This is a genomic window from Ruegeria sp. EL01 (assembly GCF_900313035.1).
Lineage (GTDB): Bacteria > Pseudomonadota > Alphaproteobacteria > Rhodobacterales > Rhodobacteraceae > Ruegeria.
This window is the reverse complement of the sequence record NZ_OMPS01000041.1, coordinates 169973-195728: the sequence shown is the minus strand read 5'-3', so window position 1 is coordinate 195728 and position 25756 is coordinate 169973. Positions and strand designations below refer to the sequence as shown.

Below are 25756 nucleotides of genomic sequence, written 5' to 3'. Positions count from 1 at the left end.
CCAAGGGTTTACATCATCGTGTCAGCGCCTAGGGTTGATCGTTCAATTTCCACTAGGCCGGAGGCCCATATGACCGCAATCAAACAAGGCGACACTGTTCGCATCCATTACACCGGTACGCTGTTGGACGGTAACGTCTTTGACAGTTCCGACGGACGCGATCCGCTGGAGTTCGTCGTTGGGTCCGAGCAGATTATTCCCGGTCTGGACAGCGCAATGCCCGGTTTGTCGGTTGGTGAGAAGAAGCGGGTCGAAATTGCCTGTGTTGACGCCTATGGCCCGATCAACCCAGCAATGCGGCAGGACGTTCCACGCGAAGGCATTCCGGATGATATCCCGCTGGACCCGGGCACCCAGCTGCAGATGCAGACGCCAGATGGTCAAACCTTGCCGGTAACGATTGTCGACGCCGACGAAGCGACCGTGACCCTGGATGCAAATCATCCCTTGGCCGGGCAGGATCTGGTGTTTGAAATCGAGGTTGTTTCGATCAACTGAAGCACAGTTTGATGTGCTTCTTACCCCAGCAAGGCCTCAATCGCGGCGCGAACGGGTGGCTGCGTCATAAAAACGAAAAGCAGCAGCAACGAGGTCAGCGTCAGCAGCAAAACTCTGGCGCGATTCCCAAGAAAGCCTGATTTTCTCCGGCCACGGGATGCGCGTGCATTGTTTGCAATGATTTGGTCTAGCTTGTTCATAACGAAATCCTGCCGCCGAAAGATGGTTAAATCTTGGCGACGGCAGGGAAATAAATCGTCACATGAAATCAGGCTGTGGCATTCCAAGCACATGGAATCCGCCATCAACGCGGATAATTTCGCCAGATGTGCACGCACCAGCATCTGAGGTCAGATAAACAGCGGTCCCGCCAACAGCTTCAAGCGTTGCATTTGACCGCATCGGTGCGTTCTGGTCGCAGAACTTGTAAGTTCTACGCGCGCCACCGATTGCCGCCCCGGCAAGGGTTTTCATCGGTCCCGGCGAGATCGCGTTGACGCGAATGCCATCGGGACCAAGATCATTTGCAAGATAGCGGGTCGCCGATTCAAGGGCAGCCTTGGCCACGCCCATAACGTTGTAGTTCGGCACAACCCGGTTCGATCCCTGATAGGTCAGGGTCAAAAGCGTTCCGCCATTTTCGGTCATCATCGGATAAGCGCGGCGCGCGACTTCGATGAAGGAATAGGCAGAAACATCCATTGAGTGTTTGAAATTGGCGCGGGTGGTGTTCAAAAACCGACCGGTCAGCTCGGACTTGTCAGAGTAGGCAATGGCATGCACTACGAAATCGATTGTCGGCCACCGTTCGCCCAGCTCGGCAAACGCACGGTCCAGCGACGCGTCGTCGGTCACATCCGCATCGACCATGAAGTCACTGCCGAGGCTTTGGGCCAGCGGTTCCAACCGCTTGCCGAACGCCTCGCCCTGATAGGTGAATGCCAGTTCGGCGCCAGCCTCGTGCATTGCCTTGGCAATACCCCACGCAATCGAGCGGTCATTTGCCACGCCCATGATCAGGCCGCGTTTACCCTTGAGAACTTCCGACATCACATTCACCCGTTATACTTTGACAGAATCATGGAACCGTTCGTGCCACCAAAGCCGAAGCTGTTGGTCATCACGCTGTCCAAGCCTGCGTTTTCAACTACTTGAGTTGCAATTTCACCGGGCAGGATGCCTTCGGCAAGTGTGTCGACGTTGATCGACGGAGTAATAAAGTCATGACGCAGCATCAGCAGGCAGAAGATCGCCTCAAGCGCGCCGGCCGCGCCTTGCGCGTGACCTGTCATCGACTTGGTAGAGGAGATGGGGGGCACACTGCCTTCGCCAAAGATACGACGCACCGCCTCAACCTCACCCACATCACCGACCGGAGTCGAGGTGCCATGGGCGTTGATGTAGTCAACCTTGCGGCCTTCTGGCACGGTCGACAGGGCCAGACGCATCGCCCGCTCGCCACCTTCCCCGGACGGAGCGACCATGTCGTGACCATCGGATGTTGCCGCAAAGCCGGTCACTTCGGCATAGATATCAGCACCACGTGCCAGTGCGTGTTCCAGTTCTTCCAGAACAACGATACCGCCGCCGCCCGAAATCACGAACCCGTCGCGATCCTGATCGAACGCGCGTGACGCTTTCTCGGGCGCGTCATTGTATTTGGACGACATCGCGCCCATCGCGTCGAACAGGCAGGACAGGGTCCAGTCCAGTTCTTCACCACCGCCCGCAAACATGATGTCTTGTTTGCCCATCATGATTTGTTCGGCGGCGTTGCCCATGCAATGCAATGATGTCGAGCAAGCCGAGGTGATCGAATAGTTGATCCCTTTGATCTTGAACGCAGTCGCCAGATTGGCCGAAATCGTTGAACACATGCATTTCGGAACAGCAAACGGGCCGATCCGCTTGGTGGCACCGTTTTTCAGTACTGTCTGATGCGCGGTCAGCATGGCGCTTGTGGAAGGTCCACCAGAGCCTGCAACAAGACCGGCGCGCGGGTTTGACACCTGATCTTCGGTCAGGCCCGCGTCGGCGATTGCCTGTGTCATCGCGATATGGGCGTAGGCCGCGCCTGGCCCCATGAACCGCAGGGTCCGTTTGTCCACATGCGCGGCAACGTCGATGTTGATCGATCCGGCGATTTGGCTGCGAAAACCATGTTCGACCATCTGCTCATTGGCCTCGATGCCAGACTTGCCAGTCTTGAGAGAGGCCAGAACCTCTTCGGCATTGTTCCCGATGGAGGAAACAACCCCCAAACCGGTGACAACTACTCGACGCATGTGCGTGCTCCTTATTTCAGGCCAGTCCGGCGCTTAGGCTTCGGACAGAACGACTTTCATATCTTTGACGTCGTAAATCATTTCGCCGTCTGCTTCGACGATACCATCCGCCACACCCATCGTCAGGCGGCGTGTCTGGATCGCTTTCTTGAAGTCTATCTTATAAGTCAGCATCTTGCGATCAGGCCGGACCATCCCGGTCAGTTTCACTTCGCCGACGCCGACCGCCATGCCGCGCCCCTGCCAACCACGCCAGCCGAGGTTGAAACCCGTTAGCTGCCATAGGCCGTCCAGCCCCAGACAACCCGGCATGATCGGATTTCCTGGGAAATGGCACTCAAAGAACCAAAGGTCAGGTGTGATGTCGAATTCAGCAACAATATGACCTTTGCCATGTGCACCTCCGTCACCGGAAACATCCGTAATCCGGTCCATCATCAGCATCGGCGGAGCAGGCAACTGCGCATTGCCGGGGCCGAATAATTCGCCACGGGCGCATTTCAGCAGATCGTCCTTGTCAAAGCTGCTCGGGAATTGGGCCATTCTGCCGCCTCTCCTGCCAGGGGTCCGTTCGTTACATCTGGCCTCGTCTAGCACCCGTATGCAAGGTCCTGCAAGAGCAGCGCGCGACATCATGTTTTGTGGGTAACATTCTTTGCGAATGAATTTCATTTGAAATTACCGACTGAGCGACCCTATATATAGTATCAGCAAAAACGGGTATCGGATTGATGACACCTCAGAGCCGAAACATCGCGACAAACTGGTTGGAAAACGCCGGATTACGCCCAACGCGACAGCGTGTGGCCTTGGCAGAGCTATTGGTGGGTGACGGTCACCATCGGCATGTCACTGCCGAAAGCCTGTTTGAATCGGCAAAAACAAATGGCGACGCCGTGTCGCTTGCGACGGTCTACAATACTCTGCGCGCGTTTTGCGATGCTGGCGTTTTGCAAGAAATCACGGTGGACGGATCAAAAAGCTATTTCGATACGAATACGCATGATCATCCGCATTTCTTCTGGGAAGACGAAGCCCGCCTGAGTGACGCGCCTTCGGAAGAGCTGGTTATTCAGCGTTTGCCCCAGGCCCCCGAAGGGGTTGAGATCGCATCTGTCGATGTGGTCATCCGCCTTCGCAAGAAGTAGTGACCTAGGCCGCCTGCAGGCAATCGCTCAGAACCCGCTCAGCAATTTCAACAGTCGTATCCATCGGTCCTGCGCCGTGGTGTGCCAGAACAACCGCCTCGGACGCATCCGGGTTGGTGACTGGCAGGCTGACCAGTGGTTTGTCACCAAAACTGTCGCCGTTGGATGCGTCGGCATAGCTGACCCCGATTCCCTCACCATGCGCGGCCAGGCTGCGCTGCAGATCCAGCGATACAGCTCGATGCGCCACAGTAGGATGCAGCCCGTTCCGGCGAAACAGTCCCAATATGTGCTGCGCAGACAATCCTTCCGTCGACAGGATCAAAGGGTAGGGCGCTATCTCTGCCAGCGTGACTTGCCTGGCGCAGGCCAATGGATGGGCGGGCGACATCAGCGCAAATGGTCGATTGTCGAACAGCTTTCGACGAACAAATCCTTCGTCCATGGTCAGGTCATAGGTGATTGCGATGTCGATTTGTCCGTCGGTGAGCCCACTTAACAACCGTTCGAACGGCTCAACTCTGTAGGACACTGCGACTTCTGGCAATGCCGTGCGCAGCTGTTGGAGCGCGGGGGCGAGGTGAAAGGGTGCCAGATCCGTGAACATGCCCAAACGAATGTGTGATGCGCCTTTTACTGCGAGGTTTGGAGTTTCAAGCTGTGCTGCTTGGGCCAGCACTTCCTCGGCCTGTTTGATGAATTTCCGCCCTTGGGGTGTCAGCGCCATGGCCGCCCCACGCCGACGAATGAACAAGGGGTAGCCCAGATGCGATTCGACCCGCGTTAGCGCATTCGACAGGGCAGGTTGCGAGACATTCAGGTTCAGGGCCGTGGCAGACAAGCTGCCATGACGTCCTATGGCACATACGTATTCGTATTGGCGCAGAGAGATATATAACATAAAGTTAATACTATATTTGAAAGATATGATTTGAACAGAAGGTATATTCCAGAGCAGAACAGGGAGACTGTTGAAAGGAACCCGACATGACGCATCCCCTCGTTTCCCAAACCATGATCGATACATATCAGGCTGAAGGCGTCGTTTTGATTAAAGGGCTGTTTGCCGATCACGTGGATCAATTGCGCGATGGCGTTGCGGCGAACATGGCCGAACCCGGTCCCTATGCATCCGAGAACAAGAAACAGGGCGAATCTGGCCGCTTCTTTGACGACTATTGCAACTGGACGCGCATACCGCAGTTTCGTGAGGTGATAGAAACCTCTCCGGTGGCCGAGGTCGCGGCGGATCTGATGAAGTCGCAAAGCGTGCAGGTGTTCCACGACCACGTGTTGGTCAAAGAGCCCGGGACGTCGATGGCAACGCCCTGGCATCAGGACGGTCCCTACTACTTTGTAGAAGGACAGCAGACGGTCAGCTTCTGGTCGCCGCTGGACCCTGTGAAACAGGCGACTCTGCGGTGTGTGGCCGGGTCGCATCGATGGGAAAAGGAAGTTCTGCCTACACGGTGGGTTTCAGAGGAAGGGTTTTTTCCGGATGAAGGTCAGTACATTCCGGCCCCTGATCCAGATGCAGAAGGCATGAAAGTCGTGGAGTTTGAAATGGAACCGGGCGACGCGGTGGCATTCAACTACCGAACTTTGCATGGCGCACGCGGCAACCAGTCAGACAGCCGCCGTCGCGCGTTTTCGCTGCGGCTGGTCGGCGACGACGCGCGCTATGTCGAACGCCCCGGTCGCACGTCACCGCCGTTTCCTGGACACGACATGACACCGGGTCAGCGCCTGCGCGAGGATTGGTTCCCGATACTGCTACAGCGCTGAGGAGATCAGAACCACTGCCCCGATTCGATCAGCCCTAAATCGAGCAACTGGCGCGAGCTCCACTGAAACGGGACGGAATTTCGCCAGCGAAAGCTGGGAATATCGAATGTAGACCCTGCGTTGCTTTTGAGGGCCTTTGCGGCCCGAAACGAGCAAATGGCCGCTGTCATATTGTGATGCCAGGGGCAGGAATAGGTGTTGTATTCCGGTTCGTTAAAGGTGTGGTCCTGCAGAATTTCCAGCCCCTTTCGGGCCTTGAACAATGCGATCCGGTCGATGCGTCGCCGCTCGTATGGGATGTGATCCTCGAACCGCCAGCGCAGGCCACCTGACATATCCAGCTGTCGTTCCAGCGGCTTCCCGGTCGGGTCATGACGTGTGTGGGCATAATACCCTGTGCTGTCGAACATCGCATGATCGGGGGCAACGCCACTGGGAAAGCTATTCAGATCATCAGCGTAAAGATCGACGACGTGGCCGAGCATGGCATTGCGGCGCTCTTCGCCGTGGAAGGTCAGCATTTCGCCGATACTGCGTGTTTCGCAAAAAGGAAAGAACAGATACTCTGCGTTATAGCAGTAATACATCCAGATGCCGGGTGCAGCTTGGGTGATCCGATTGATCGTCTCGAACACAACTGATCGGGGGGCGCATTTCAACGTCACCCGGTGGATGCGTTCGCCCAGTTTGTCATCAAGCCGAAATTCGGCGGGCATGAACGCGATCAGAGACTTGAAGCCCAAATTCAGGTGATGGCGCAGGGTCCCGTCCAGCTCTGTCTCATCTTCCGCAAAGACCATTGCAATCGGGCCTTTTGCCAAAGCACCCTGGCCTGTTCTCAAAAAGTGATCGAGGGTTTCGTACTGCATCGCCGGTTTCATTCATGCCTTGCTGGAAAGTCCCGCCAAATTCGGGTAATTGCGCCTGCATTGCAAGCGGCGTTCGAAGCATATAGATGACGCCGATCCAGCGACTGCAAAGGCCCGATCCATGTCCGAACCGAAAAAGCTGTTTATCAAGACCTATGGTTGTCAGATGAATGTCTACGACAGCGAGCGCATGGCCGAAGCACTGGGTGGTCAGGGCTATGTCGAAACCAAAAGTGCAGATGACGCGGACATGATCCTGCTTAACACATGTCACATCCGGGAAAAGGCCGCCGAGAAAGTCTATTCTGAGTTGGGTCGTTTTAAGGGTTTGAAGGCTGACAAGCCGGATCTGAAAATCGGGGTTGCAGGTTGCGTTGCACAGGCTGAGGGTCAGGAAATCATGCGCAGACAGCCTCTGGTCGATCTGGTGGTTGGTCCGCAAAGCTATCACCGCCTGCCCGAGATGGAGGCCAAGACCCGCGCCGGTGAAAAGGCGTTGGATACGGATTTCCCCGAAGAAGACAAGTTCGAGAAGCTAAAGAACCGCCCCAAGGCCAAGCGTGGACCAACGGCATTCTTGACCGTGCAGGAGGGCTGCGACAAGTTCTGTGCCTTCTGCGTGGTGCCCTATACGCGCGGGGCCGAGGTTAGCCGCCCAGCCGATCGCATTCTGCGCGAGGCGCAGGATCTTGTTGAACGCGGTGTACGCGAGATCACTCTGCTCGGGCAAAACGTCAACGCCTATCATGGCGCAGGGTCGAATGGCGAAATGACACTGGCCGGGCTGATCTGGGAATTGAACAAGGTTGATGGGTTGGAACGTATTCGGTTCACGACGTCACACCCCAACGACATGGCGGACGATTTGATCGAAGCCCACGGCACCTGTGACAAGCTGATGCCCTATCTGCATCTGCCGGTTCAGTCGGGCTCGGACAAGATTCTGAAGCGTATGAACCGCAGCCATACCTCTGAAAGCTATTTGCGCTTGATCGAACGCATCCGCGCAGCCCGGCCCGATATTGTCATGTCGGGGGATTTCATTGTTGGGTTCCCTGAGGAAACCGAAGAGGATTTTCAGGCCACGTTGGATTTGGTCGAAGAGGTCAAATACGGGTATGCCTACTCGTTTAAGTATTCGACGCGACCCGGAACTCCGGCGGCTGAACGGGCTCAGGTCGACCCACAGGCCGCGGATGATCGTCTGCAGCGCCTTCAGGCCTTAATCACGCGCCACCAAAGGGAAATACAGGATGCAATGGTGGGCCGAACCGTTCGTGTGCTGTTTGAAAAGCCAGGCCGGCTACCAGGGCAAATGGTCGGGAAATCCGAATACCTTCATTCGGTTCACGTTGTAGGGCCAGAGATTTCCTCCGGTGATCTGCGCGCGGTTCGGATCACCGAATCCCGTGCCAATTCTCTGGCAGGTGCGCTGCTGTAACTCGGAAACTATTCGAAGTTCGGATACCGTTACCGGTGGTTGTTTCCAAAATTTACCCTTGATTTATTGCTTGGAACTATGTTCCGAGGGAAGCCAGGTTTTTCTGGACGACGTTTTCGATACCCGGAAAACCATATTGCACCGATCCGCAAACCGGGCCGGAGCCATGGAGGGTACGAGTGACGGTTCTTGAGCACTTCAGTATTGCGAGTTTCCGGCAAGCTCTGCCGGTTGCCTCGGTGGTTACGTTTTTTGCCAGCGCGACCTTCGCCGGTGACCTGACCGGGGACATATCTGACCCGGATGTCGGAAGCCCCAAACGATTTGGCAGCGATGTGAGTGCGTTTTACCTCGGCCTGAGCGCTGGGTATGGCTCGGGTGGCGATGACCGGTTTGGACTAAGGGCGCCTGCGGGCGTGTTCGAAATCGGGGAATTGGATCTGACCGGATCCTACGGCGGGCTTCGCGGTGGTTGGAGGGGCGTTCTGCCAACCAGCATTGGCCGCGACTACGTTTATGGCTTCGAAGTCGGGTATGACTTTGGCACTCTCGATGACAACGTCACCAATCAGATCGGCGGAGATACGGTTCAGGGCAGCAGCGCAATCTCAGACGTATTGTCGTTGCGGATCAAGAACGGTCTGACGAATCGCAAGGGCAGCGTCCTCTATTTTGTCAGCTTGGGTTATGTTTGGGGCGACGTTGAGACGACAAGCAGCATCACATCCGGGTCTTCACGGCGGGCGTTCGAAGATTCGGATCGCAGAGGCGGGTTTACAGCCAGCATCGGGGCAGAACACAAGCTAAGCGACAATTGGTCGATTACTGGCGAGTATGAATTCGTTCAGTTCCAATCGAAAGATGTCCAGTTCAACTCGAATTTTTCGACGAAATCGACACCCAGCTATCGCGGGTTGCGGTTTGGTTTGAACTACGCTTTTTAGCGTCAGTCGTCGGCAATGGGTCGGCGGTTTTGTCATCTGCCGAGTTTTTTTAATTCTGTGGCTTGCGCCCACCAAGAATTGTTGTCTACGCTTGAGGTGAACTGCCAAGACAGGAGAATGGATTGGCCATCGGTGCCCTTACCCCACCGCAAGATGAAATGCCCCAGAGCGAGGCGTTTGTTGAGTTTCCAGACAACCGATTGTTGATTGACCTGTGCGGTGAATACGACCGCAATCTGGCTGATATTGAACAGAAGCTATCTGTTCAGATTATTCGCCGGGGCAATCAGCTTGCAGTAATGGGCGACGAGGAGGCCCAGAAACACGCGATCGAAGTGCTACAGGCGCTCTATACCAGATTGGAAGGCGGCCGCGACGTCGAGGCAGCGGATGTTGATCGAGAACTTCGCATGGGCGGGTCCGAACAGGAAATCGGCAGCCGCGACGGCGACCAGCTTGAGATGTTCAAGGGCGGTACTGTCGAAATCAAGACACGCAAGAAGCTTGTCGAACCTCGTACGGATGCGCAGAAGATTTACGTCCAGTCGCTGTTCAATAATGAACTTGCATTTGGCATCGGGCCCGCAGGCACCGGAAAGACGTACCTTGCCGTCGCAGCTGGGGTCTCGATGTTCATCGGCGGACATGTAGACCGGATCATCCTAAGCCGCCCTGCGGTGGAGGCTGGTGAAAAACTGGGATATCTGCCCGGTGACATGAAAGACAAGGTCGATCCTTACATGCAGCCGCTATATGATGCGCTGAACGATTTTTTGCCCGGCAAGCAGCTGGCCAAGCTGATTGAAGAAAAGCGAATCGAGATTGCGCCGCTGGCCTTTATGCGCGGCCGAACGCTGGCCAATGCATTTGTGGTGCTGGATGAGGCGCAGAACGCCACAACCATGCAGATGAAGATGTTCCTGACCCGTTTGGGTGAAGGCAGCCGGATGGTGATCACGGGTGACCGCTCTCAGGTCGATCTGCCGCGCGGTGTGCAATCAGGCCTCAAGGATGCAGAGCGGTTGTTGAAGACCATTCCCAATGTCAGTTTCAATTACTTCACGTCGAAGGATGTGGTGCGCCACCCGCTTGTCGCGGCTATCATCGAGGCGTATGAGGCCGACGCGGGTCGTGAAACAAATTGATTTCCAATTCCCGCATGCGGGAATTGGAACGGCAATATGAACCTGGAACTGACCATCGAAGATGAACGCTGGCACGGATTGGAAGCCCTCTCTGTGCAAGCTGTGTCAGCGGTTTTGCTGTATTGCGAATTGGACCCGGACCTCTGCGAGGTCAGTATTCTGGGCTGTGACGATACACGCATTGCTGATCTGAATGCCGAGTTTCGCGAAAAACCGACCGCAACCAATGTGCTGAGCTGGCCAGCCGAAGATCTGGCCGCCGATGTGCCCGGGCGCAAACCGTATCATCCCCAGCCAGATTTCACCGGCGAAATTGCGCTGGGGGATATTGCGATCTCTTACGATACCTGCAGCCGCGAAGCGGCAGAGGCCGGCAAATCCACGGAGGATCACGTGAGGCATCTGATCGTTCACGGGATGTTGCACTTGCTGGGGTATGATCACATTCGTGACCCTGATGCCACCCTGATGGAAGAGGTTGAGGTCAAGATACTTGGCAAACTGGGTATTGATGACCCATATAAGAGGTAAGGCGGGTTAATTCACCCGATCAATTGGAACAGGACAATGGGCGATACAGACGGCAGTTCTAGGGCGGCGCACAGCGCGCAACCACAGAACACCAGCGATGACATTGAAAAGAAAAACGGATTTTTTTCTTGGGTTTACGATGCGTTTTCCGGCCCGACTGGGGAGCAGCACACTTCTGTAAACGGACATCAGGAAATTCCCGATCAACCCCGAGGTATGATCAACCTGCGCCGAATGCGGGTCGAGGATGTTGCAATCCCAACCGCAGAAATCGTGTCGGTACCTTCAACGATCGCCAAAGATGAACTGGCGCAGGTGTTTCGCAACAGTGGCCTGTCACGCATTCCGGTCTATGAGGGGACGCTGGACAATCCATTGGGTTTTATCCATCTGAAAGACTTTGCTCTGACGCATGGGTTTAATGGCGGATCGACCGAGTTTGATCTGCTTTCAATGTTGAGAACCTTGCTGTTTGTGCCACCTTCGATGCCGATTGGCGTGCTGATGACCAAGATGCAGACCGAGCGCCGCCATATGGGTTTGGTGATCGACGAGTATGGCGGTGTTGATGGCCTGTTGACGATCGAGGATTTGATCGAACAAGTCGTAGGCGAGATTGCCGACGAACATGACGCCGATGAAGATCAGATGTGGATACAGGAAAAGCCGGGCTGCTATGTTGTTCAGGCCCGTGCACCACTTGAAGATTTCGAAGCTGAGATTGGCCGTTCTCTGACCAGCCATGAAGATGTCGACGAAGAAGAAATAGAAACGCTGGGCGGTTTGGTGTTCATGCTGTCTGGTCGTGTTCCGGCCAGAGGCGAAGTCGTCCTGCACCCCGAAGGCCCCGAGTTTGAAGTCGTCGAAGCCGACCCACGCCGCATTAAACGGCTGCGTGTCATGCTTCCGGATATCGCTGCATGAATCCTGCCCAGCGCTGGCCCTTTTGGCTGAAACTCTTGGTTGCAGCCTTGTTGGGTGCGTTTGGCGCTTTTGGGTTGGCACCTTTCGGCTATTGGATGGCGACTCTTGTGTCGCTCCTCCTGATTGCGCCTCTGTTTCTGACCTGCAGCACGCGCGCCCGTGCGGCAATGCTGGGTTGGGTTTTTGCGACGGGGTACTTCGCACACGCGCTAAGCTGGATAATCGAACCCTTTCAGGTCGATGCCGAACGGCACGCTTGGATGGCGCCGTTTGCCTTGATTCTCATGGCGGGGGGGCTGGCACTGTTCTGGGCGCTTGCCTTCTGGGTCTCGCGGCGCCGAAACGCGTCGGCAGTACGACAAGGCGTGTTGCTTGCCGTGGCGCTTGGGCTGGTCGAGTTCGGGCGCGGGTATCTTTTGACGGGCTTCCCCTGGGCCGGTGTTGCGCAAATTTGGGTCGACACGCCCGTCGCGCAACTATTGTCGCTGATTGGACCATATGGGTTAGGGGCGCTGATATTTGCGGCAACTTTGCCTTTGGGTGCGGCTTTGTCGGAAAACAGGTCGGTTCGCAGCGTGGTGTTGCCTTTTGTCTTTGTTTTAACGTGCGCAGTGCTAGCACTGAGCTATTCTGCTTTTCGACCACTCGTGCAATTTAGTGAAAACACAGTGCGCCTTGTGCAACCAAATGCGCCGCAGCATCAAAAGTGGGATCCGGATTACGCACCGTTGTTCTTTGCCCGGCAAATTGAATTCACGGCAAGCCATCCCCGACCAGACTTGATCATCTGGCCGGAAACCTCGGTGCCCGCTTGGTTGGGAAGCGCTCAGCCATATCTATCTGCAATAGCTGATGCCGCGCAGGGAACGCCCCTGGTCTTGGGTATTCAGCGTGGCGACGGTCCGCGAATTTACAATTCGATGGTCTATCTGGACGAAGAGGGGCAACAGCGCGGGCTATACGACAAGCACCATCTAGCTCCGTTCGGCGAATATGTCCCGTTTGGCGATCTGATGGCTCGGTTGGGTGTTTTTGGTCTCGCAACAACGACGGGCAATGGATTTAGCGCGGGGCCAGGACCTGCGTTGCTGGATGTCGGCAAATTGGGCCGGGGTGTGCCGCTGATTTGTTACGAGGCAGTGTTCCCGCAGGACGTCAACGGGGCGCCTGATCGGGCTGATTTCCTCCTGCAGATCACCAATGATGCCTGGTTCGGCACCCGTTCAGGTCCCTACCAGCATCTTGCGCAAGCGCAGATGAGGGCGATTGAGCAGGGCCTGCCGATGATGCGGTCGGCCAATACCGGGATTTCTGCGATGATTGATCCGCTGGGTCGGATCACCGAGGCCCTTCCTTTGGGGCAGGCGGGCTATGTCGATGCGGTATTGCCAGAACCACAGCCTATGACGGTTTATACGCGGATCGGGGATAGCCCGGTTCTAATCGCGTTACTGTTCTTGTTTGCGTTGTTGTTGCGCCGCACTCGGAGCGCTTCACGGTAGTTTTCGATTGACCCTTTTGGTCAACGCGCGTATCCCGGCCATCGCCTGTCACAACGGCTTCCTGACGTGACGGAGACATCTCAATGGAGCACTTTTATGTCCCGACAGAACTATACATTTACTTCGGAATCGGTTTCCGAAGGGCATCCCGATAAGGTCTGTGACCGTATTTCCGATGCCGTCCTTGACGCATTTCTGAATGAAGAACCCGAAGCACGTGTTGCGTGCGAAACCTTTGCCACGACCGATCGTGTCGTTATCGGCGGAGAAGTAGGTCTGTCTGATCAGGAAAAGCTGCATGACTACATGGGCCGCATCGAAGAGATCGCGCGCGCCTGTGTGAAAGACATCGGCTATGAACAGGACAAGTTTCACCACGAAACAGTCGAGGTGACGAACCTGTTGCACGAACAATCTGCGCATATCGCGCAGGGTGTGGATGCATCTGATGACAAAGAAGAGGGTGCCGGTGACCAGGGCATCATGTTCGGTTACGCAACAACCGAAACACCTGCGCTGATGCCTGCGCCTATCCAGTATTCCCATGCAATTCTGCGGCGTTTGGCAGAGGTTCGCAAAAACGGTACCGAGCCTGCATTGGGTCCTGACGCGAAATCTCAGCTTTCAGTGATTTACCGTGACGGCAAACCGGTCGGCATCAGTTCGATCGTGTTGTCGACACAACATCTGGACGAGGCTTTGACCTCAGATGACATTCGTCAGATTGTTCAACCTTACATCACCGAGACGCTGCCAGAGGGTTGGGTGACCGCCGACACGGAATGGCACGTCAACCCGACTGGGAAGTTCGTAATTGGCGGCCCTGACGGTGACGCAGGTCTGACGGGCCGCAAGATCATTGTTGACACCTACGGTGGTGCGGCACCGCACGGCGGCGGGGCATTCTCGGGCAAAGATCCGACGAAAGTTGACCGGTCAGCCGCTTATGCTGCCCGCTATCTGGCCAAGAACGTGGTTGCTGCAGGCATGGCCGAACGCTGCACTATTCAGCTGAGCTATGCGATTGGCGTTTCCAAGCCGCTGTCGATTTATGCAGATACGCATGGCACAGGTCAGATCGCAGATGCGTTGATTGAAAACGCGGTTGGACAGGTGATGGACCTGACCCCTCGGGGCATCCGCCAGCATCTGCAGATGAACAAGCCTATCTACGAGCGCACAGCCGCATACGGGCATTTCGGCCGCGAACCCGATGCGGATGGCGGTTTCAGCTGGGAACGCACCGATTTGGCAGATGCGCTGAAGCAAGCCGTCTGACGCTAAAACCCAAAAGCGCGCCGATGCAGGCGCGCTTTTTCATGATACGGGGTGCAGATGACACCCTTGCAAGGCGGCTGACCCCGCAGTATGGCCTCGGCCATGAGCTCTGAGACCCCACAACGCCCGCGCAGAAACTTCTATGGCCGCTTCAAGGGCAAGACCCTGAAGCCCAGCCAGAAGACATATTTGAACGAAGACCTTGCCGCTCTGGCACCCGGCGCCGTGGATTGGGACAGCAACCCCGAGCGTGCCCCGCTTGACCTCAACGGTCTTTTCGATGGCAAACCCGTTTGGCTAGAGATTGGGTTTGGCGGTGGTGAGCATCTTGTCCATCAGGCTGCGAACAACCCCGATATCGGAATCATCGGGGCCGAGCCCTACATCAACGGCGTCGCAATGTTGCTGGGCAAAATTCGCAAGGCAGGCGTCGAAAACCTGGCCGTACATCCCGGAGACGTGCGGGACCTGTTTGACGTTTTGCCGGATGCCAGCATCTCGCGCGCGTTTTTGCTTTACCCCGATCCGTGGCCCAAAACACGTCATCATCGCCGTCGGTTTGTCACGCCCGAACATCTGGAACCGTTGGCGCGTGTTCTGAAACCGGGTTCGATCTTCCGGGTCGCTACCGACATTCCCGACTATGTAAGGCAAACGCTTGAAGAAGTCCCGCGTGCGGGCTTTGAATGGTTGGCTGATCGTCCTGACGATTGGCGCGCGCCGTGGGCGGACTGGATTTCCACCCGCTATGAGCAAAAGGCCCTGCGTGAGGGGCGCACGCCGCACTATCTGACGTTTCGGCGCACCGACTAACTATCGTTTAGCTTCGCGAACACGCGGCTTTTGGCAAACCACGCGGTTCCGAAGGCCCAAAGCGCGACTGCCTCAACAAAGAAGGTTAGGTTCAGGCTGTCCCACCAGATCAAAAAGCCTGGGCCGCCGATTTTGCCTTTGAAGAACAGCAACGCCACGCATACGAGAATGATCAGGCCACAAACGCTGTAAAGCTGATTGCGTTGACGCTTGCTTTCGATCATCACGCCGTTTGCCTCGTGTCGTTCTGGAACCACCCGTTTTAGCACGATCAGACAATAGAGCGCGAGGTAAATGAACAAGATGCCTGCCGCGACCAGATGCCAGTTGCTGGCGGTGCTGAACAGGTTGAAGAACTCCTGATCGGTTGCCTCTGCAACGGCTATGGGGTCGCTATTCGTCACTTCAACAAAGACGCGAGACAGGAACTTATCGGGCCCCTCACATCCGCTGCCCAAGGTAGGGATCGAGGCCACGATAAAGGCGCCGACGCCGGCCACGGAACTTAGCCTGTCCTCGAAAAAAGTCTCGCCTGTATAGGCAATCAGGAACCCGCCGATGAAATAAAGCAGGCCGACAAAGATCGGTCCAAGAAACTGGGCGTAGTAGAAATGACTGATGCTGTCGCGAAAGCAGCTGCCACCAAAGATGGCCCCAGCAGCCAATACGACGGGTAGTCCGAATGCAACCAGGCCGACAAGAAACGCCAGCCGTTTCTCGATATCGCTTTCGGGTTGGTGCGGGTCGGTAGGATGAAAAAGCGTTCTGGGACCTCTGGCCAGCAGAGATGGAGCATCGGTCATAATATAGTCCTTCAACTGTTTACTGAGTTAAAATCGATAAAGATCAATGCTGTGATTTTAACCCAAAAGCCGCATTTTTTCTACTGCCAGGACAGGCTTTTCAACTGGGCAGTGATTTACAACGCCTTTGAGGCTGGACCAAACTTGGCCAATTCGCTAATCGGCTTGAGCACGATAGCGCAAAAGGAGCCCGCATGTCCGGACACGGCACACCCATCCCGATGACTTCGCACCCCTGCGGTCCGCTAACCGGCACGGCCGAAGTGCCCGGCGACAAGTCGATCTCGCACCGGTCGCTGATCCTTGGCGCGATGGCGGTGGGCGAAACCAAGATCTCGGGGCTTTTGGAAGGTGAGGATGTTCTGGACACGGCAAAGGCCATGCGCGCGTTTGGGGCCGAGGTCACGGATCATGGTAACGGTGAATGGACGGTGCATGGTGTCGGTGTCGGCGGATTTGCCGAGCCCGATCAGGTCATCGACTGCGGAAACTCGGGAACCGGTGTGCGCCTGATAATGGGCGCGATGGCAACCTGTCCGATTTCTGCGACCTTCACCGGGGATGCCAGCCTGAACAAACGCCCCATGGCACGAGTCACTGACCCGCTGGCTTTGCTTGGCACGCAATCGGTCGGGCGTTCGGGCGGGCGACTGCCGATGACCATCGTGGGCGCGGCAGAACCAGTTCCGGTGCGCTACGAAGTGCCTGTACCTTCTGCTCAGGTAAAATCTGCAGTTTTGCTGGCGGGTTTGAATGCCCCGGGCAAGACTGTGGTGATCGAAAAAGAGGCCACCCGAGACCATTCCGAACGGATGTTGGCTGGGTTTGGGGCTGAAATCACCGTCGAGGATACAGACGAAGGCCGTGTGATTACCCTGACAGGTCGTCCAGAGCTGAAACCACAAGTGATCGCGGTGCCGCGGGATCCATCCAGTGCGGCGTTCCCTGTTTGCGCAGCCCTGATCACGCCCGGTTCAGACGTTTTGATCCCCGGCATCGGCCTGAACCCGACCCGCGCCGGGTTGTTTGCCACCCTGCGCGACATGGGCGCGGACCTGACCTATGAAAACGAACGCGAAGAGGGCGGCGAACCAGTTGCCGATTTGCGCGCGCGCTACTCACCGAACATGACGGGCATCACGGTTCCGCCAGAGCGTGCAGCGTCGATGATTGACGAATATCCGGTGCTGTCGGTGGTTGCAGCGAATGCGACCGGCACAACGATGATGGGCGGCGTCAAAGAACTGCGCGTCAAGGAAAGCGACCGTATCGACGCGATGGCACGTGGTTTGCGGGCCAATGGTGTGACCGTGGATGAGGCCGACGATTGGTGGTCTGTCGACGGCCTGGGTATCGGCGGAGTGACCGGGGGTGGGACATGTGAAAGCTTTCTGGATCACCGCATTGCCATGTCTTTCATGGTGATGGGTATGGGGGCTAAAGCTGCGGTATCCGTGGACGACGGCGGTCCGATCGCCACCTCCTTCCCGATCTTCGAGCCGCTGATGGCCTCGCTGGGCGCCAAGGTCCAGCGCGGGTGAGCCTTACTGTTGCCATCGACGGCCCGGCTGCGGCAGGCAAGGGGACGATATCCAAAGCCGTCGCTGCGCATTTTGGGTTCTCTCATCTGGATACCGGGTTGCTGTATCGCGCGGTCGGGCGACGCACTTTGCAGGGGCTCAATCCTGTTGAAGCTGCACAGACTTTGACAGCCGAGGAGCTGGAGCAAGGCGACCTGCGGACGGCTGAGATTGCGCAAGCGGCATCCAAAGTTGCCGTCGTTCCTGAGGTACGGGCCGCCCTGGTCGATTTTCAGCGCGCTTTTGCACGGCGCGCCGGTGGCGCTGTTTTGGACGGGCGGGACATCGGGACCGTCATCTGTCCGAATGCCGACATCAAGTTGTTCGTGACAGCCAGTGCCGAAGTTCGGGCTGAGCGCCGGTTTCTGGAGCTGGAAGCCAAAGGCGCAGAAGTGACGCGGGATCAGGTCCTTACAGATGTGCGCGAACGGGATGCGCGGGATTCTGAACGCAGCGCCGCGCCGATGAAGGCGGCAGATGACGCGATTTTGCTGGACACATCTGACTTGAGCATCGAGGCCGCCTTGGCAAAGGCCATTGAGATCATTGAAAAGGTAAGACCCACGAACCCTTGAGTTCGCGAATCTAAGTTGCGACGTGCCAGATTGCAGCTCTTCGACCTCGTCACTTTTTTGATTTCGAGGGGCGTGGTTTTGTGCGGGACCAGCAGCGAAGGGTCTTTTACCCTGGGTCGCGGGGCCGAATGGGTGGCTGTGCATGCTGGCTAGGGCGTCATAGGCTCTAGCTGGATGCAGGAAAGCTGCTATAGTTTCCCTAATAAAGCCTTAAGGGAAAGCCGCTATTCAAACCCCAAAAAGGGGAGGCAGCTATATAATTCCCTAAGCCAACAGGGATGGAATGAAATGAACAATCGTTTGCGCAAACTCACCATTGTGGGCGGCGGCACGGCTGGTTGGATGACCGCGCTGATTCTGGACATGGTGCTTTCCCGCACGTCAGCCCCAAAGGATCGCCCACGCATTTGCCTGATAGAGAGCCCCAATATCGCTACTGTGGGTGTAGGCGAGGCCACGGTGCCGCGCATGCCGGTCACACTCCGTCAGGCAGGCATTTCAGAGCGGGATTTTTTCCGCGAGACCAACGCGTCGTTCAAATTGGGTGTGAAGTTTTGCAATTGGAACAAGGACCCCAAGGGTAATCGTATCGATTATGTGAACCCCTTTGCCCATGGCCAGATGTTGGAGGGGTTGGAGGCTGCCGAGTACTTCTTGCGCTTTGGCAACGGGGATCGGGATTTTACGCAGTCCATCTCGCCGCACGATGACTTGGGCCGTCTATGCAAAGGCGCGCGGCAATTGGGTCAACCTGAATTTGAGCAGCGGTTTGGCTACGCCTATCATCTGGACGCTGTGAAATTTGCAGGCATGCTCACCAAGGTCTGCACCAAGCGCGGTGTGGAGCATATCCAGGATGAGGTGAAATCGGTTGAGCTGGATGAGCAGGGCAACGTCAGCCATCTGATGTTAGAACGCAAAGGCCGCCATGACATCGAGATGGTCATAGATTGCACCGGGTTTCGCGGGTTGATCATCAATCAAGCACTTGGCGAGCCGTTTATGGATTATTCAGACTACCTGCCCAACGACCGCGCCCTAGCGTTGCAGATCGAACATCCCGACCCAGAGAAGATCGAAAGCCTGACACGGTCTACCGCACTTGGCGCAGGTTGGACCTGGCGGGTGCCGCTCTACAACCGTGTGGGCACCGGCTATGTGTTCTCATCTGCGCATCGTACCGATGATCAGGCGGCAGATGAATACCTCGAATGGTTGGGTGACAGCGGCAAGGGGGCAACGCCGCGCGTGATCCCAATGCGCATCGGGCGTGTGCGCAATGCTTGGGTCAAGAACTGTCTGGCGATCGGTCTGTCCGGCGGGTTTATTGAGCCATTGGAGAGTACCGCGATCCATATGGTTGATCATGCGGTGCGCTGGTTCGCCGAGCACCTGCCCACGCGGGACATCGCCCCGCCACTGCGGACAAGGTATAATCGGCAGATGAACAACCTCTATGACGAGGTTCTGGATTTTATCTGTCTGCACTATCGATTGGGCAATCGCACGGACGATCAATATTGGATCGACGCACGCACCGAGATGAAGATACCGGATCGGTTGGCCGAGAACTTGGAATTGTGGCAGCACCGCCTGCCCTTGGAAAACGACATCGAGTTTGCCACGCTGTTTAACTTCCGCGTTTATCAGACGGTTCTTTTGGGCAAGCAGGTCTATGACACGGGCTATGGTGAAGGCATCCGTGATCGTCTGCGACCGTTGAAGAAACCGATCTGGTTCCAGTGGTGGAAGGGCGCGAAAGTGGACCTTGCAAAGATACTTAAAACCATGCCGGATCACAAAATGCTGCTGCGCGATATCCGAGGAGAGCTGGAGCAACCAGCCTTTGGCACGGCGGCGGCGATGAAACCGACAGTAGCGATGCCGGGCGCGGCACCGGCACCCGTGGTGATCCAAAACATGCCAAACCTCGCCGAAATCCAAAGCGGCGCGAAGGATTTGCAGCTTTTTTAAGAATTCATTGTGCTCCGGGCAGAGCACACTTTTAGGAAAAGTTGGGGCGGGGCGGGGCGTTAGACCTCCGCTCCTAAATATCGACGTGAGATTTTGGCGTCTAGTGAGGCATGTACTCACTTGGTGGTGACGCCACGAAGATTTGTGCTGAAATGATTGTTACCAGATCACTCTACGCCAAAAGCAAGAACATTGGGGGAGAAATCTAAGCGGCCGTAAGGGATATCGTCTCGTTGCGAGTGGGTTGATGTTCCTTGATTGTTGTCAAAATGAAATATAATAACATATCGATAATCGACGCTGACAAGAGATATGTTAATGCCTGCTGCAAACGCTTGCTCAAACGACCCATGGGGTGGACGTCGAACCGCTCGAAACCTTCGTAGCAACCTGAAGCGTCGAAAGCGACAAGGGCGCACTATGCACGCATACGATAGGCTCCCGTCAACGTTACGACACTGGTTGGCCGAAGCGTGCCTGCCGTGGAGCCCCGCATCGGCATTGAAAATCTGGGAAAAAGCCGGAGGAGATCGCAATCCAGAAGCCGCGCTGGCACGGCTGGACACCATTGAGCGGTCAATGCTGCGTCGCGATGCACGTATCTGGGAGGTGAACGCCTAGATCACCCGGATGAGGGAATTCTTTGAACACCCATGCTGCGTTGGGCTTTGCACTTGCACAAACCCTTCAAACGGCCTATACGCGCGCTGTCACGACAAGGGCGGTCAACGTCCGGATGACGTATCTGAGCAGGGCCGGGTTACCTCGGCCCTTTGTGTTTGTGTAGTCAGATACGCCCCGGGTCACGTCCGATGACACCATGAAACAAGACCGGCGGAGACAACCGCTCGGCCAGTAAAAACGTATTGTAAAGGAAAACACTGCCAGATGGCTGATACAACTATGGAGGAATTCGAAGCCCTCCTGAACGAAAGCTTCGAAATGGACACACCCGAAGAGGGTTCTGTTGTCAAAGGCAAGGTTCTCGCGATCGAAGCGGGCCAGGCCATCATCGACGTCGGCTACAAAATGGAAGGCCGCGTTGATCTGAAAGAATTCGCAAACCCCGGCGAAGCTCCTGAAATCGCTGTTGGTGACGAGGTAGAAGTCTACCTGCGTGCCGCAGAAAATGCCCGTGGCGAAGCCGTCATCTCTCGTGAGATGGCCCGCCGCGAAGAAGCATGGGACCGTCTGGAAAAAGCATATGCCGACGACCAGCGCGTCGAAGGTGCTATCTTTGGTCGCGTCAAAGGTGGCTTCACCGTCGATCTGGGTGGCGCAGTTGCGTTCCTGCCCGGCTCGCAGGTTGATGTGCGCCCCGTGCGCGATGCTGGCCCGCTGATGGGTCTGAAGCAGCCGTTCCAGATTCTGAAAATGGACCGCCGCCGTGGCAACATCGTTGTTTCGCGTCGCGCAATCCTGGAAGAATCACGTGCTGAACAGCGTGCTGAAGTCATCGGCAACCTGACCGAAGGTCAGACCGTCGAAGGCGTGGTCAAGAACATCACCGAATACGGTGCGTTTGTTGACCTGGGCGGCGTTGACGGCCTGCTGCACGTCACCGACATGGCGTGGCGTCGTGTGAATCACCCGTCCGAGATCCTGACGATCGGCGAGACCATCAATGTTCAGGTCATCAAGATCAACAAAGAGACCCACCGCATCAGCCTGGGCATGAAGCAGCTGCAGGACGATCCGTGGGATCTGGTTGCGGCCAAGTACCCGCTGAGCTCGGTCCATCAGGGTCGCGTCACCAACATCACCGATTACGGCGCGTTCGTCGAGCTGGAAGCCGGTGTCGAAGGTCTGGTGCACGTATCCGAGATGTCCTGGACCAAGAAAAACGTTCACCCCGGCAAAATCGTTTCGACCAGCCAGGAAGTTGACGTCATGGTTCTGGAAATCGACGGTGCCAAGCGCCGCGTTTCCCTCGGACTCAAGCAGACTCAGCGTAACCCGTGGGAAGTGTTTGCAGAAACACACCCCGAGGGCACCGAAGTCGAAGGCGAAGTCAAGAACATCACCGAATTCGGTCTGTTCATTGGCCTCGAAGGCGACATCGATGGCATGGTTCACCTGTCGGATCTGTCCTGGGACGAGCGCGGCGAGGATGCCATTCAGAACTACCACAAGAACGACGTGGTACAGGCTGTCGTCTCGGAAGTGGATGTCGAGAAAGAGCGTATCTCGCTGTCGATCAAAGCCCTGGGCGGTGACAAGTTCGCCGAAGCCGTGGGCGGCGTGAAGCGTGGCTCGATCATCACTGTCGAAGTTACTGCGATCGAAGATGGCGGCATCGAGGTGGAATACGAAGGTATGAAGTCCTTTATCCGCCGTTCCGATCTGTCGCGTGACCGCGCCGAACAGCGTCCCGAGCGCTTCTCGGTCGGTAACAAGATCGACGTTCGCGTCACCAACGTTGACAGCAAGACTCGTCGTCTTGGTCTGTCGATCAAAGCACGCGAAATTGCCGAAGAGAAAGAGGCCGTGGAACAGTACGGTTCTTCTGACTCGGGCGCGTCGCTGGGCGACATTCTGGGCGCAGCGCTGAAATCTGGCGACTAAGCCAAGGCAGCGTTTTGAAGATGAATTATCGGCCTCGCGCAACAGCGCGGGGCCGTTTTTGTTGCGAATCAATATGTTCTGAAATTGCAGCCTAACTTGCGTGTCATTCACGCATTACGTGTAGAAATACCGCCGACCGGCGAAGATTCGCGTGAGTTTGAGCAAAAATGATCCTCTGAGGTGAAGACTTTGCGTTCCCCCGTTCCGGGTTTTTTCCTATACTGTCAGAACAATAGACATGTTAAACCGGCCGCCTGGGAGGGTATCACGTATGATCCGTTCAGAATTGATTCAAAAAATCGCCGACGAAAACCCGCATCTCTATCAGCGCGATGTCGAGCGGATCGTGAATACCGTTTTTGAAGAAGTCACAGATTCCATGGCGCGGGGCGACCGGGTCGAACTGCGCGGGTTTGGCGCGTTTTCCGTCAAGAAACGGGACGCCCGCGTTGGCCGCAATCCCCGGACAGGGGAAACCGTTCAGGTCGAAGAAAAATGTGTCCCATTTTTTAAGACTGGCAAGTTGCTCAGGGATCGATTGAACGGTAAAGCCTGACGTCATGATGCGCTATCTTCGATATGCTTTTCTGGCGGTGCTTGGGATCATCCTGATTTCAGTGTCTCTGGCGAATGTTCAGTCAGTAGAATTGAAACTGATGCCTGATGCCCTGGCCGATCTTTTGGGCTTTAACCTGGCAACATCCCTGCCGCTGTTTGTGGTGGTTCTGGGTGGTGTGGTCGCCGGTCTGGTCATCGGCTTCCTTTGGGAATGGCTGCGCGAACATAAACATCGTCGCGACGCGACCACCAAGAAAAGCGAAGTGCGAAAGCTTGAGCGTGAGGTCAAAAAGCTCAAGAAAAAGCAGAATGAAGGTCAGGACGACGTTCTGGCGCTGCTGGACGAGGCTAGCTGAGGCCGCCAATGCCCGATGATGTAAGGTTCAAGATCTGCGGTTTGACCGCACCCGAACATGTGCGCGCTGCCGCAGACGCCGGTGCGGGCTATGTTGGGTTTGTCTTCTTCCCGAAATCGCCTCGACATCTTCAACTTTCTGCTGCGGCCAGTCTGGCTCAATTGGTTCCGGCCGGTATCGCAAAGGTCGCCTTGGTGGTGAATGCGACGGATGAAGAGCTGGATCGCATCGTCTCGATGGTCCCTCTGGACATGTTGCAACTACATGGCAAGGAAAGCCCAGACCGTGTGGCTGAAGTGAAGGATCGATTTGGGCTGCCGGTAATGAAGGCGATCGGCATTGCAGAGGCCGAAGATCTAACGGCCATTGATCACTACTCTGAAGTGGCTGATCAGTTGCTGGTTGATGCCAAACCACCCCGCAACGCGGAACTGCCTGGGGGCAATGGTCTTGCGTTTGACTGGCGGTTGCTGGCCGGGCGAAAATACTGGCGGCGCCCCTGGATGCTGGCCGGTGGACTTACGCCCGACAATGTGGCCGAGGCAGTACGTATGACCGGGGCACGGCAGGTCGACGTGTCGTCGGGCGTGGAAAGCGCGCCAGGGGTTAAAGACGTTGGCTTGATCCGCGCTTTTGCGGCTGCTCTACAGTGACCTGACCTGACCTGACCTGACCTGAATTGCTTCGCGTATCCCAGGGACACACGATGCAGGCCGCAAACCGCCTGACACATCTGAACTGGTTCTATCATTTTTCGCGCGGTGCGATTCCATTTGCGAAACAGGCCTTGCGCTTTTGCGGCAGCATATTCGCGCAGCGGCGTGATGCGTTTTGCCATGGCAAATTCCGCCGCCACCTCCTATGAACAACACGTACGACGAGGGAGTCACCCATGGCCAACGATCTTTTCAATTCCTTCATGTCCGGCCCTGACGAGCAGGGGCGTTTTGGTATTTTTGGCGGACGGTTTGTCAGCGAAACGCTGATGCCGCTGATCCTGTCACTGGAAGAAGAATATGAGAAGGCCAAGGATGACGCGACATTCTGGGCCGAGATGGATGATCTCTGGGCCAATTACGTAGGTCGCCCCTCACCGCTGTATTTTGCCGAACGCCTGACGGATCATCTGGGCGGCGCAAAAATCTACCTGAAACGGGACGAACTGAACCATACCGGCGCCCACAAGATCAACAATGTGTTGGGCCAGATCATCCTGGCGCGCCGCATGGGCAAGACCCGGATCATTGCGGAAACCGGCGCAGGGCAGCACGGTGTGGCAACGGCCACGGTCTGCGCCAAGTTCGGCCTGAAATGTGTGGTCTATATGGGCGCGCACGACGTGCAGCGCCAGGCTCCGAACGTGTTCCGGATGCGCTTGCTGGGGGCCGAGGTGATTCCGGTGACCTCGGGCCGTGGGACGCTGAAAGATGCGATGAATGATGCGCTGCGCGACTGGGTTACCAATGTGCGCGACACGTTTTATTGCATCGGTACAGTCGCTGGCCCGCACCCGTATCCGGCGATGGTGCGCGATTTCCAATCGATCATCGGCAAGGAAGCCAAGGAACAGATGCATCGGGCCGAAGGCCGTTTGCCTGACACGCTCATTGCCGCCATCGGTGGGGGGTCGAATGCGATGGGCCTGTTCTATCCGTTCCTCGACGACAAATCCGTGAACATCATCGGCGTCGAAGCGGGCGGCAAGGGTGTGAACGAAAAGGTGGAGCACTGCGCGTCGCTGACAGGTGGTCGCCCGGGTGTTTTGCATGGCAATCGAACGTATCTGTTGCAAGACGACGATGGCCAGATCCTTGAAGGGTATTCGATCTCGGCTGGTCTGGATTATCCGGGTATTGGGCCCGAACACTCGTGGCTGCACGAAATTGGCCGCGCACAATACGTCTCGATCACTGATGTCGAGGCGCTGGAGGCGTTCCAACTGTGCTGTGCGACCGAGGGAATCATCCCGGCCTTGGAACCCAGCCACGCCCTTGCCCATGTGATGAAAATCGCCCCTGATCTGCCCAAGGATCACATCATCTGCATGAACATGTGTGGACGGGGCGACAAGGATGTACAGACGGTTGCCAAGTACCTGAACTTTGACATGTCGGATACCGAAGGACGTTCCGCCGACTGAACCCATCCGGGCTTTGCGTCAGGCGCGTTTCGTGACAGGCTT

At 56.4% G+C, this 25756-nt stretch carries 27 protein-coding genes and 1 riboswitch; of the genes, 20 read left to right on the top strand and 7 right to left on the bottom strand.

Annotated features, from left to right (window positions below):
• Window positions 1-69 precede the first annotated feature (69 nt).
• Window positions 70-498, top strand: coding sequence for a peptidylprolyl isomerase (locus D9K61_RS16835; RefSeq protein WP_120634346.1), 429 nt, complete (start codon window positions 70-72; stop codon window positions 496-498).
• Window positions 499-518: 20 nt separating this feature from the next.
• Here D9K61_RS16835 and D9K61_RS16830 read toward each other — a convergent pair whose 3' ends face one another.
• From D9K61_RS16830 to fabA, 4 genes are read right to left on the bottom strand one after another with little or no spacing between them, the layout of a single operon-like run.
• Window positions 519-698, bottom strand: a complete 180-nt coding sequence (locus D9K61_RS16830; RefSeq protein ID WP_120634345.1) for a hypothetical protein — start codon at window positions 696-698, stop codon at window positions 519-521.
• Window positions 699-756: 58 nt separating this feature from the next.
• Window positions 757-1548: an enoyl-ACP reductase gene (locus D9K61_RS16825; protein ID WP_120634344.1), complete on the bottom strand. Its 792-nt coding sequence runs from the start codon at window positions 1546-1548 to the stop codon at window positions 757-759.
• 5 nt (window positions 1549-1553) lie between these two features.
• Entirely contained in the window at window positions 1554-2783 is a 1230-nt protein-coding gene (fabB, locus tag D9K61_RS16820; protein WP_120634343.1) for a beta-ketoacyl-ACP synthase I, read from the bottom strand.
• 33 nt (window positions 2784-2816) lie between these two features.
• Window positions 2817-3326 (bottom strand): bifunctional 3-hydroxydecanoyl-ACP dehydratase/trans-2-decenoyl-ACP isomerase, encoded by a 510-nt coding sequence (fabA, locus tag D9K61_RS16815; protein WP_120634342.1) that lies wholly within the window; start codon window positions 3324-3326, stop codon window positions 2817-2819.
• Window positions 3327-3514: 188 nt separating this feature from the next.
• Here fabA and irrA point away from each other — a divergent pair, with 188 nt between their 5' ends.
• Window positions 3515-3931: an iron response transcriptional regulator IrrA gene (gene irrA, locus D9K61_RS16810; protein ID WP_120634341.1), complete on the top strand. Its 417-nt coding sequence runs from the start codon at window positions 3515-3517 to the stop codon at window positions 3929-3931.
• Between the two features lie 4 nt (window positions 3932-3935).
• On the opposite strand, the gene D9K61_RS16805 is transcribed toward irrA, so the two are convergent.
• A complete protein-coding gene (locus D9K61_RS16805; protein WP_120634340.1) occupies window positions 3936-4832 on the bottom strand; it encodes a LysR family transcriptional regulator in 897 nt (298 codons plus the stop codon).
• 86 nt (window positions 4833-4918) lie between these two features.
• Here D9K61_RS16805 and D9K61_RS16800 point away from each other — a divergent pair, with 86 nt between their 5' ends.
• Window positions 4919-5716: a phytanoyl-CoA dioxygenase family protein gene (locus D9K61_RS16800; protein WP_120634339.1), complete on the top strand. Its 798-nt coding sequence runs from the start codon at window positions 4919-4921 to the stop codon at window positions 5714-5716.
• Window positions 5717-5721: 5 nt separating this feature from the next.
• Here D9K61_RS16800 and D9K61_RS16795 read toward each other — a convergent pair whose 3' ends face one another.
• Window positions 5722-6585, bottom strand: coding sequence for a hypothetical protein (locus D9K61_RS16795; protein ID WP_120634515.1), 864 nt, complete (start codon window positions 6583-6585; stop codon window positions 5722-5724).
• Between the two features lie 121 nt (window positions 6586-6706).
• Between D9K61_RS16795 and miaB the strand changes: the two genes are divergently transcribed.
• The 8 genes from miaB to trmB all read left to right on the top strand — a co-directional run bounded on the left by miaB (window position 6707) and on the right by trmB (window position 15163).
• A complete protein-coding gene (miaB, locus tag D9K61_RS16790) occupies window positions 6707-8026 on the top strand; it encodes a tRNA (N6-isopentenyl adenosine(37)-C2)-methylthiotransferase MiaB (protein WP_120634338.1) in 1320 nt (439 codons plus the stop codon).
• A gap of 179 nt (window positions 8027-8205) precedes the next feature.
• Entirely contained in the window at window positions 8206-8970 is a 765-nt protein-coding gene (locus D9K61_RS16785) for an outer membrane protein (protein WP_254055804.1), read from the top strand.
• Window positions 8971-9092: 122 nt separating this feature from the next.
• Window positions 9093-10115 carry a PhoH family protein gene (locus D9K61_RS16780; RefSeq protein ID WP_120634337.1) on the top strand — a complete coding sequence of 341 codons (1023 nt, stop codon included), beginning with the start codon at window positions 9093-9095 and terminating at the stop codon, window positions 10113-10115.
• A 36-nt stretch (window positions 10116-10151) separates the two neighbouring features.
• Window positions 10152-10646 (top strand): rRNA maturation RNase YbeY, encoded by a 495-nt coding sequence (gene ybeY / locus D9K61_RS16775; protein WP_120634336.1) that lies wholly within the window; start codon window positions 10152-10154, stop codon window positions 10644-10646.
• A 36-nt stretch (window positions 10647-10682) separates the two neighbouring features.
• Complete coding sequence (locus D9K61_RS16770; RefSeq protein ID WP_120634335.1) at window positions 10683-11570, top strand: hemolysin family protein; 888 nt, start codon at window positions 10683-10685, stop codon at window positions 11568-11570.
• Window positions 11567-13072 carry an apolipoprotein N-acyltransferase gene (gene lnt, locus D9K61_RS16765; RefSeq protein ID WP_120634334.1) on the top strand — a complete coding sequence of 502 codons (1506 nt, stop codon included), beginning with the start codon at window positions 11567-11569 and terminating at the stop codon, window positions 13070-13072. Before D9K61_RS16770 ends, lnt begins: the two co-directional genes overlap by 4 nt.
• A gap of 42 nt (window positions 13073-13114) precedes the next feature.
• Window positions 13115-13163, top strand: a riboswitch (SAM-SAH riboswitch).
• Window positions 13164-13168: 5 nt separating this feature from the next.
• A complete protein-coding gene (gene metK, locus D9K61_RS16760; RefSeq protein ID WP_120634333.1) occupies window positions 13169-14350 on the top strand; it encodes a methionine adenosyltransferase in 1182 nt (393 codons plus the stop codon).
• A 102-nt stretch (window positions 14351-14452) separates the two neighbouring features.
• Window positions 14453-15163: a tRNA (guanosine(46)-N7)-methyltransferase TrmB gene (gene trmB / locus D9K61_RS16755; protein WP_120634332.1), complete on the top strand. Its 711-nt coding sequence runs from the start codon at window positions 14453-14455 to the stop codon at window positions 15161-15163.
• Here the strand turns inward: trmB and D9K61_RS16750 are convergent.
• Window positions 15160-15966, bottom strand: coding sequence for a hypothetical protein (locus tag D9K61_RS16750; RefSeq protein ID WP_120634331.1), 807 nt, complete (start codon window positions 15964-15966; stop codon window positions 15160-15162). The genes trmB and D9K61_RS16750 overlap by 4 nt on opposite strands.
• A gap of 194 nt (window positions 15967-16160) precedes the next feature.
• Here D9K61_RS16750 and aroA point away from each other — a divergent pair, with 194 nt between their 5' ends.
• The 9 genes from aroA to trpB all read left to right on the top strand — a co-directional run bounded on the left by aroA (window position 16161) and on the right by trpB (window position 25714).
• Entirely contained in the window at window positions 16161-17507 is a 1347-nt protein-coding gene (gene aroA, locus D9K61_RS16745; RefSeq protein WP_120634330.1) for a 3-phosphoshikimate 1-carboxyvinyltransferase, read from the top strand.
• Entirely contained in the window at window positions 17504-18121 is a 618-nt protein-coding gene (gene cmk / locus D9K61_RS16740; protein ID WP_120634329.1) for a (d)CMP kinase, read from the top strand. Before aroA ends, cmk begins: the two co-directional genes overlap by 4 nt.
• A 288-nt stretch (window positions 18122-18409) precedes the next feature.
• Window positions 18410-20095, top strand: coding sequence for a tryptophan halogenase family protein (locus D9K61_RS16735; protein ID WP_120634328.1), 1686 nt, complete (start codon window positions 18410-18412; stop codon window positions 20093-20095).
• 312 nt (window positions 20096-20407) lie between these two features.
• On the top strand, window positions 20408-20716 hold the full coding sequence (locus tag D9K61_RS16730; protein WP_371688484.1) for a DUF6525 family protein: 309 nt from the start codon (window positions 20408-20410) through the stop codon (window positions 20714-20716).
• Window positions 20717-20983: 267 nt separating this feature from the next.
• A complete protein-coding gene (gene rpsA, locus D9K61_RS16725; RefSeq protein ID WP_120634326.1) occupies window positions 20984-22660 on the top strand; it encodes a 30S ribosomal protein S1 in 1677 nt (558 codons plus the stop codon).
• Between the two features lie 271 nt (window positions 22661-22931).
• Complete coding sequence (ihfB, locus tag D9K61_RS16720; protein WP_120634325.1) at window positions 22932-23216, top strand: integration host factor subunit beta; 285 nt, start codon at window positions 22932-22934, stop codon at window positions 23214-23216.
• Between the two features lie 7 nt (window positions 23217-23223).
• A complete protein-coding gene (locus D9K61_RS16715; protein WP_162946947.1) occupies window positions 23224-23574 on the top strand; it encodes a lipopolysaccharide assembly protein LapA domain-containing protein in 351 nt (116 codons plus the stop codon).
• An 8-nt stretch (window positions 23575-23582) separates the two neighbouring features.
• Window positions 23583-24227, top strand: a complete 645-nt coding sequence (locus tag D9K61_RS16710; RefSeq protein WP_120634323.1) for a phosphoribosylanthranilate isomerase — start codon at window positions 23583-23585, stop codon at window positions 24225-24227.
• 239 nt (window positions 24228-24466) lie between these two features.
• Complete coding sequence (trpB, locus tag D9K61_RS16705; RefSeq protein ID WP_120634322.1) at window positions 24467-25714, top strand: tryptophan synthase subunit beta; 1248 nt, start codon at window positions 24467-24469, stop codon at window positions 25712-25714.
• Window positions 25715-25756: the final 42 nt, after the last annotated feature.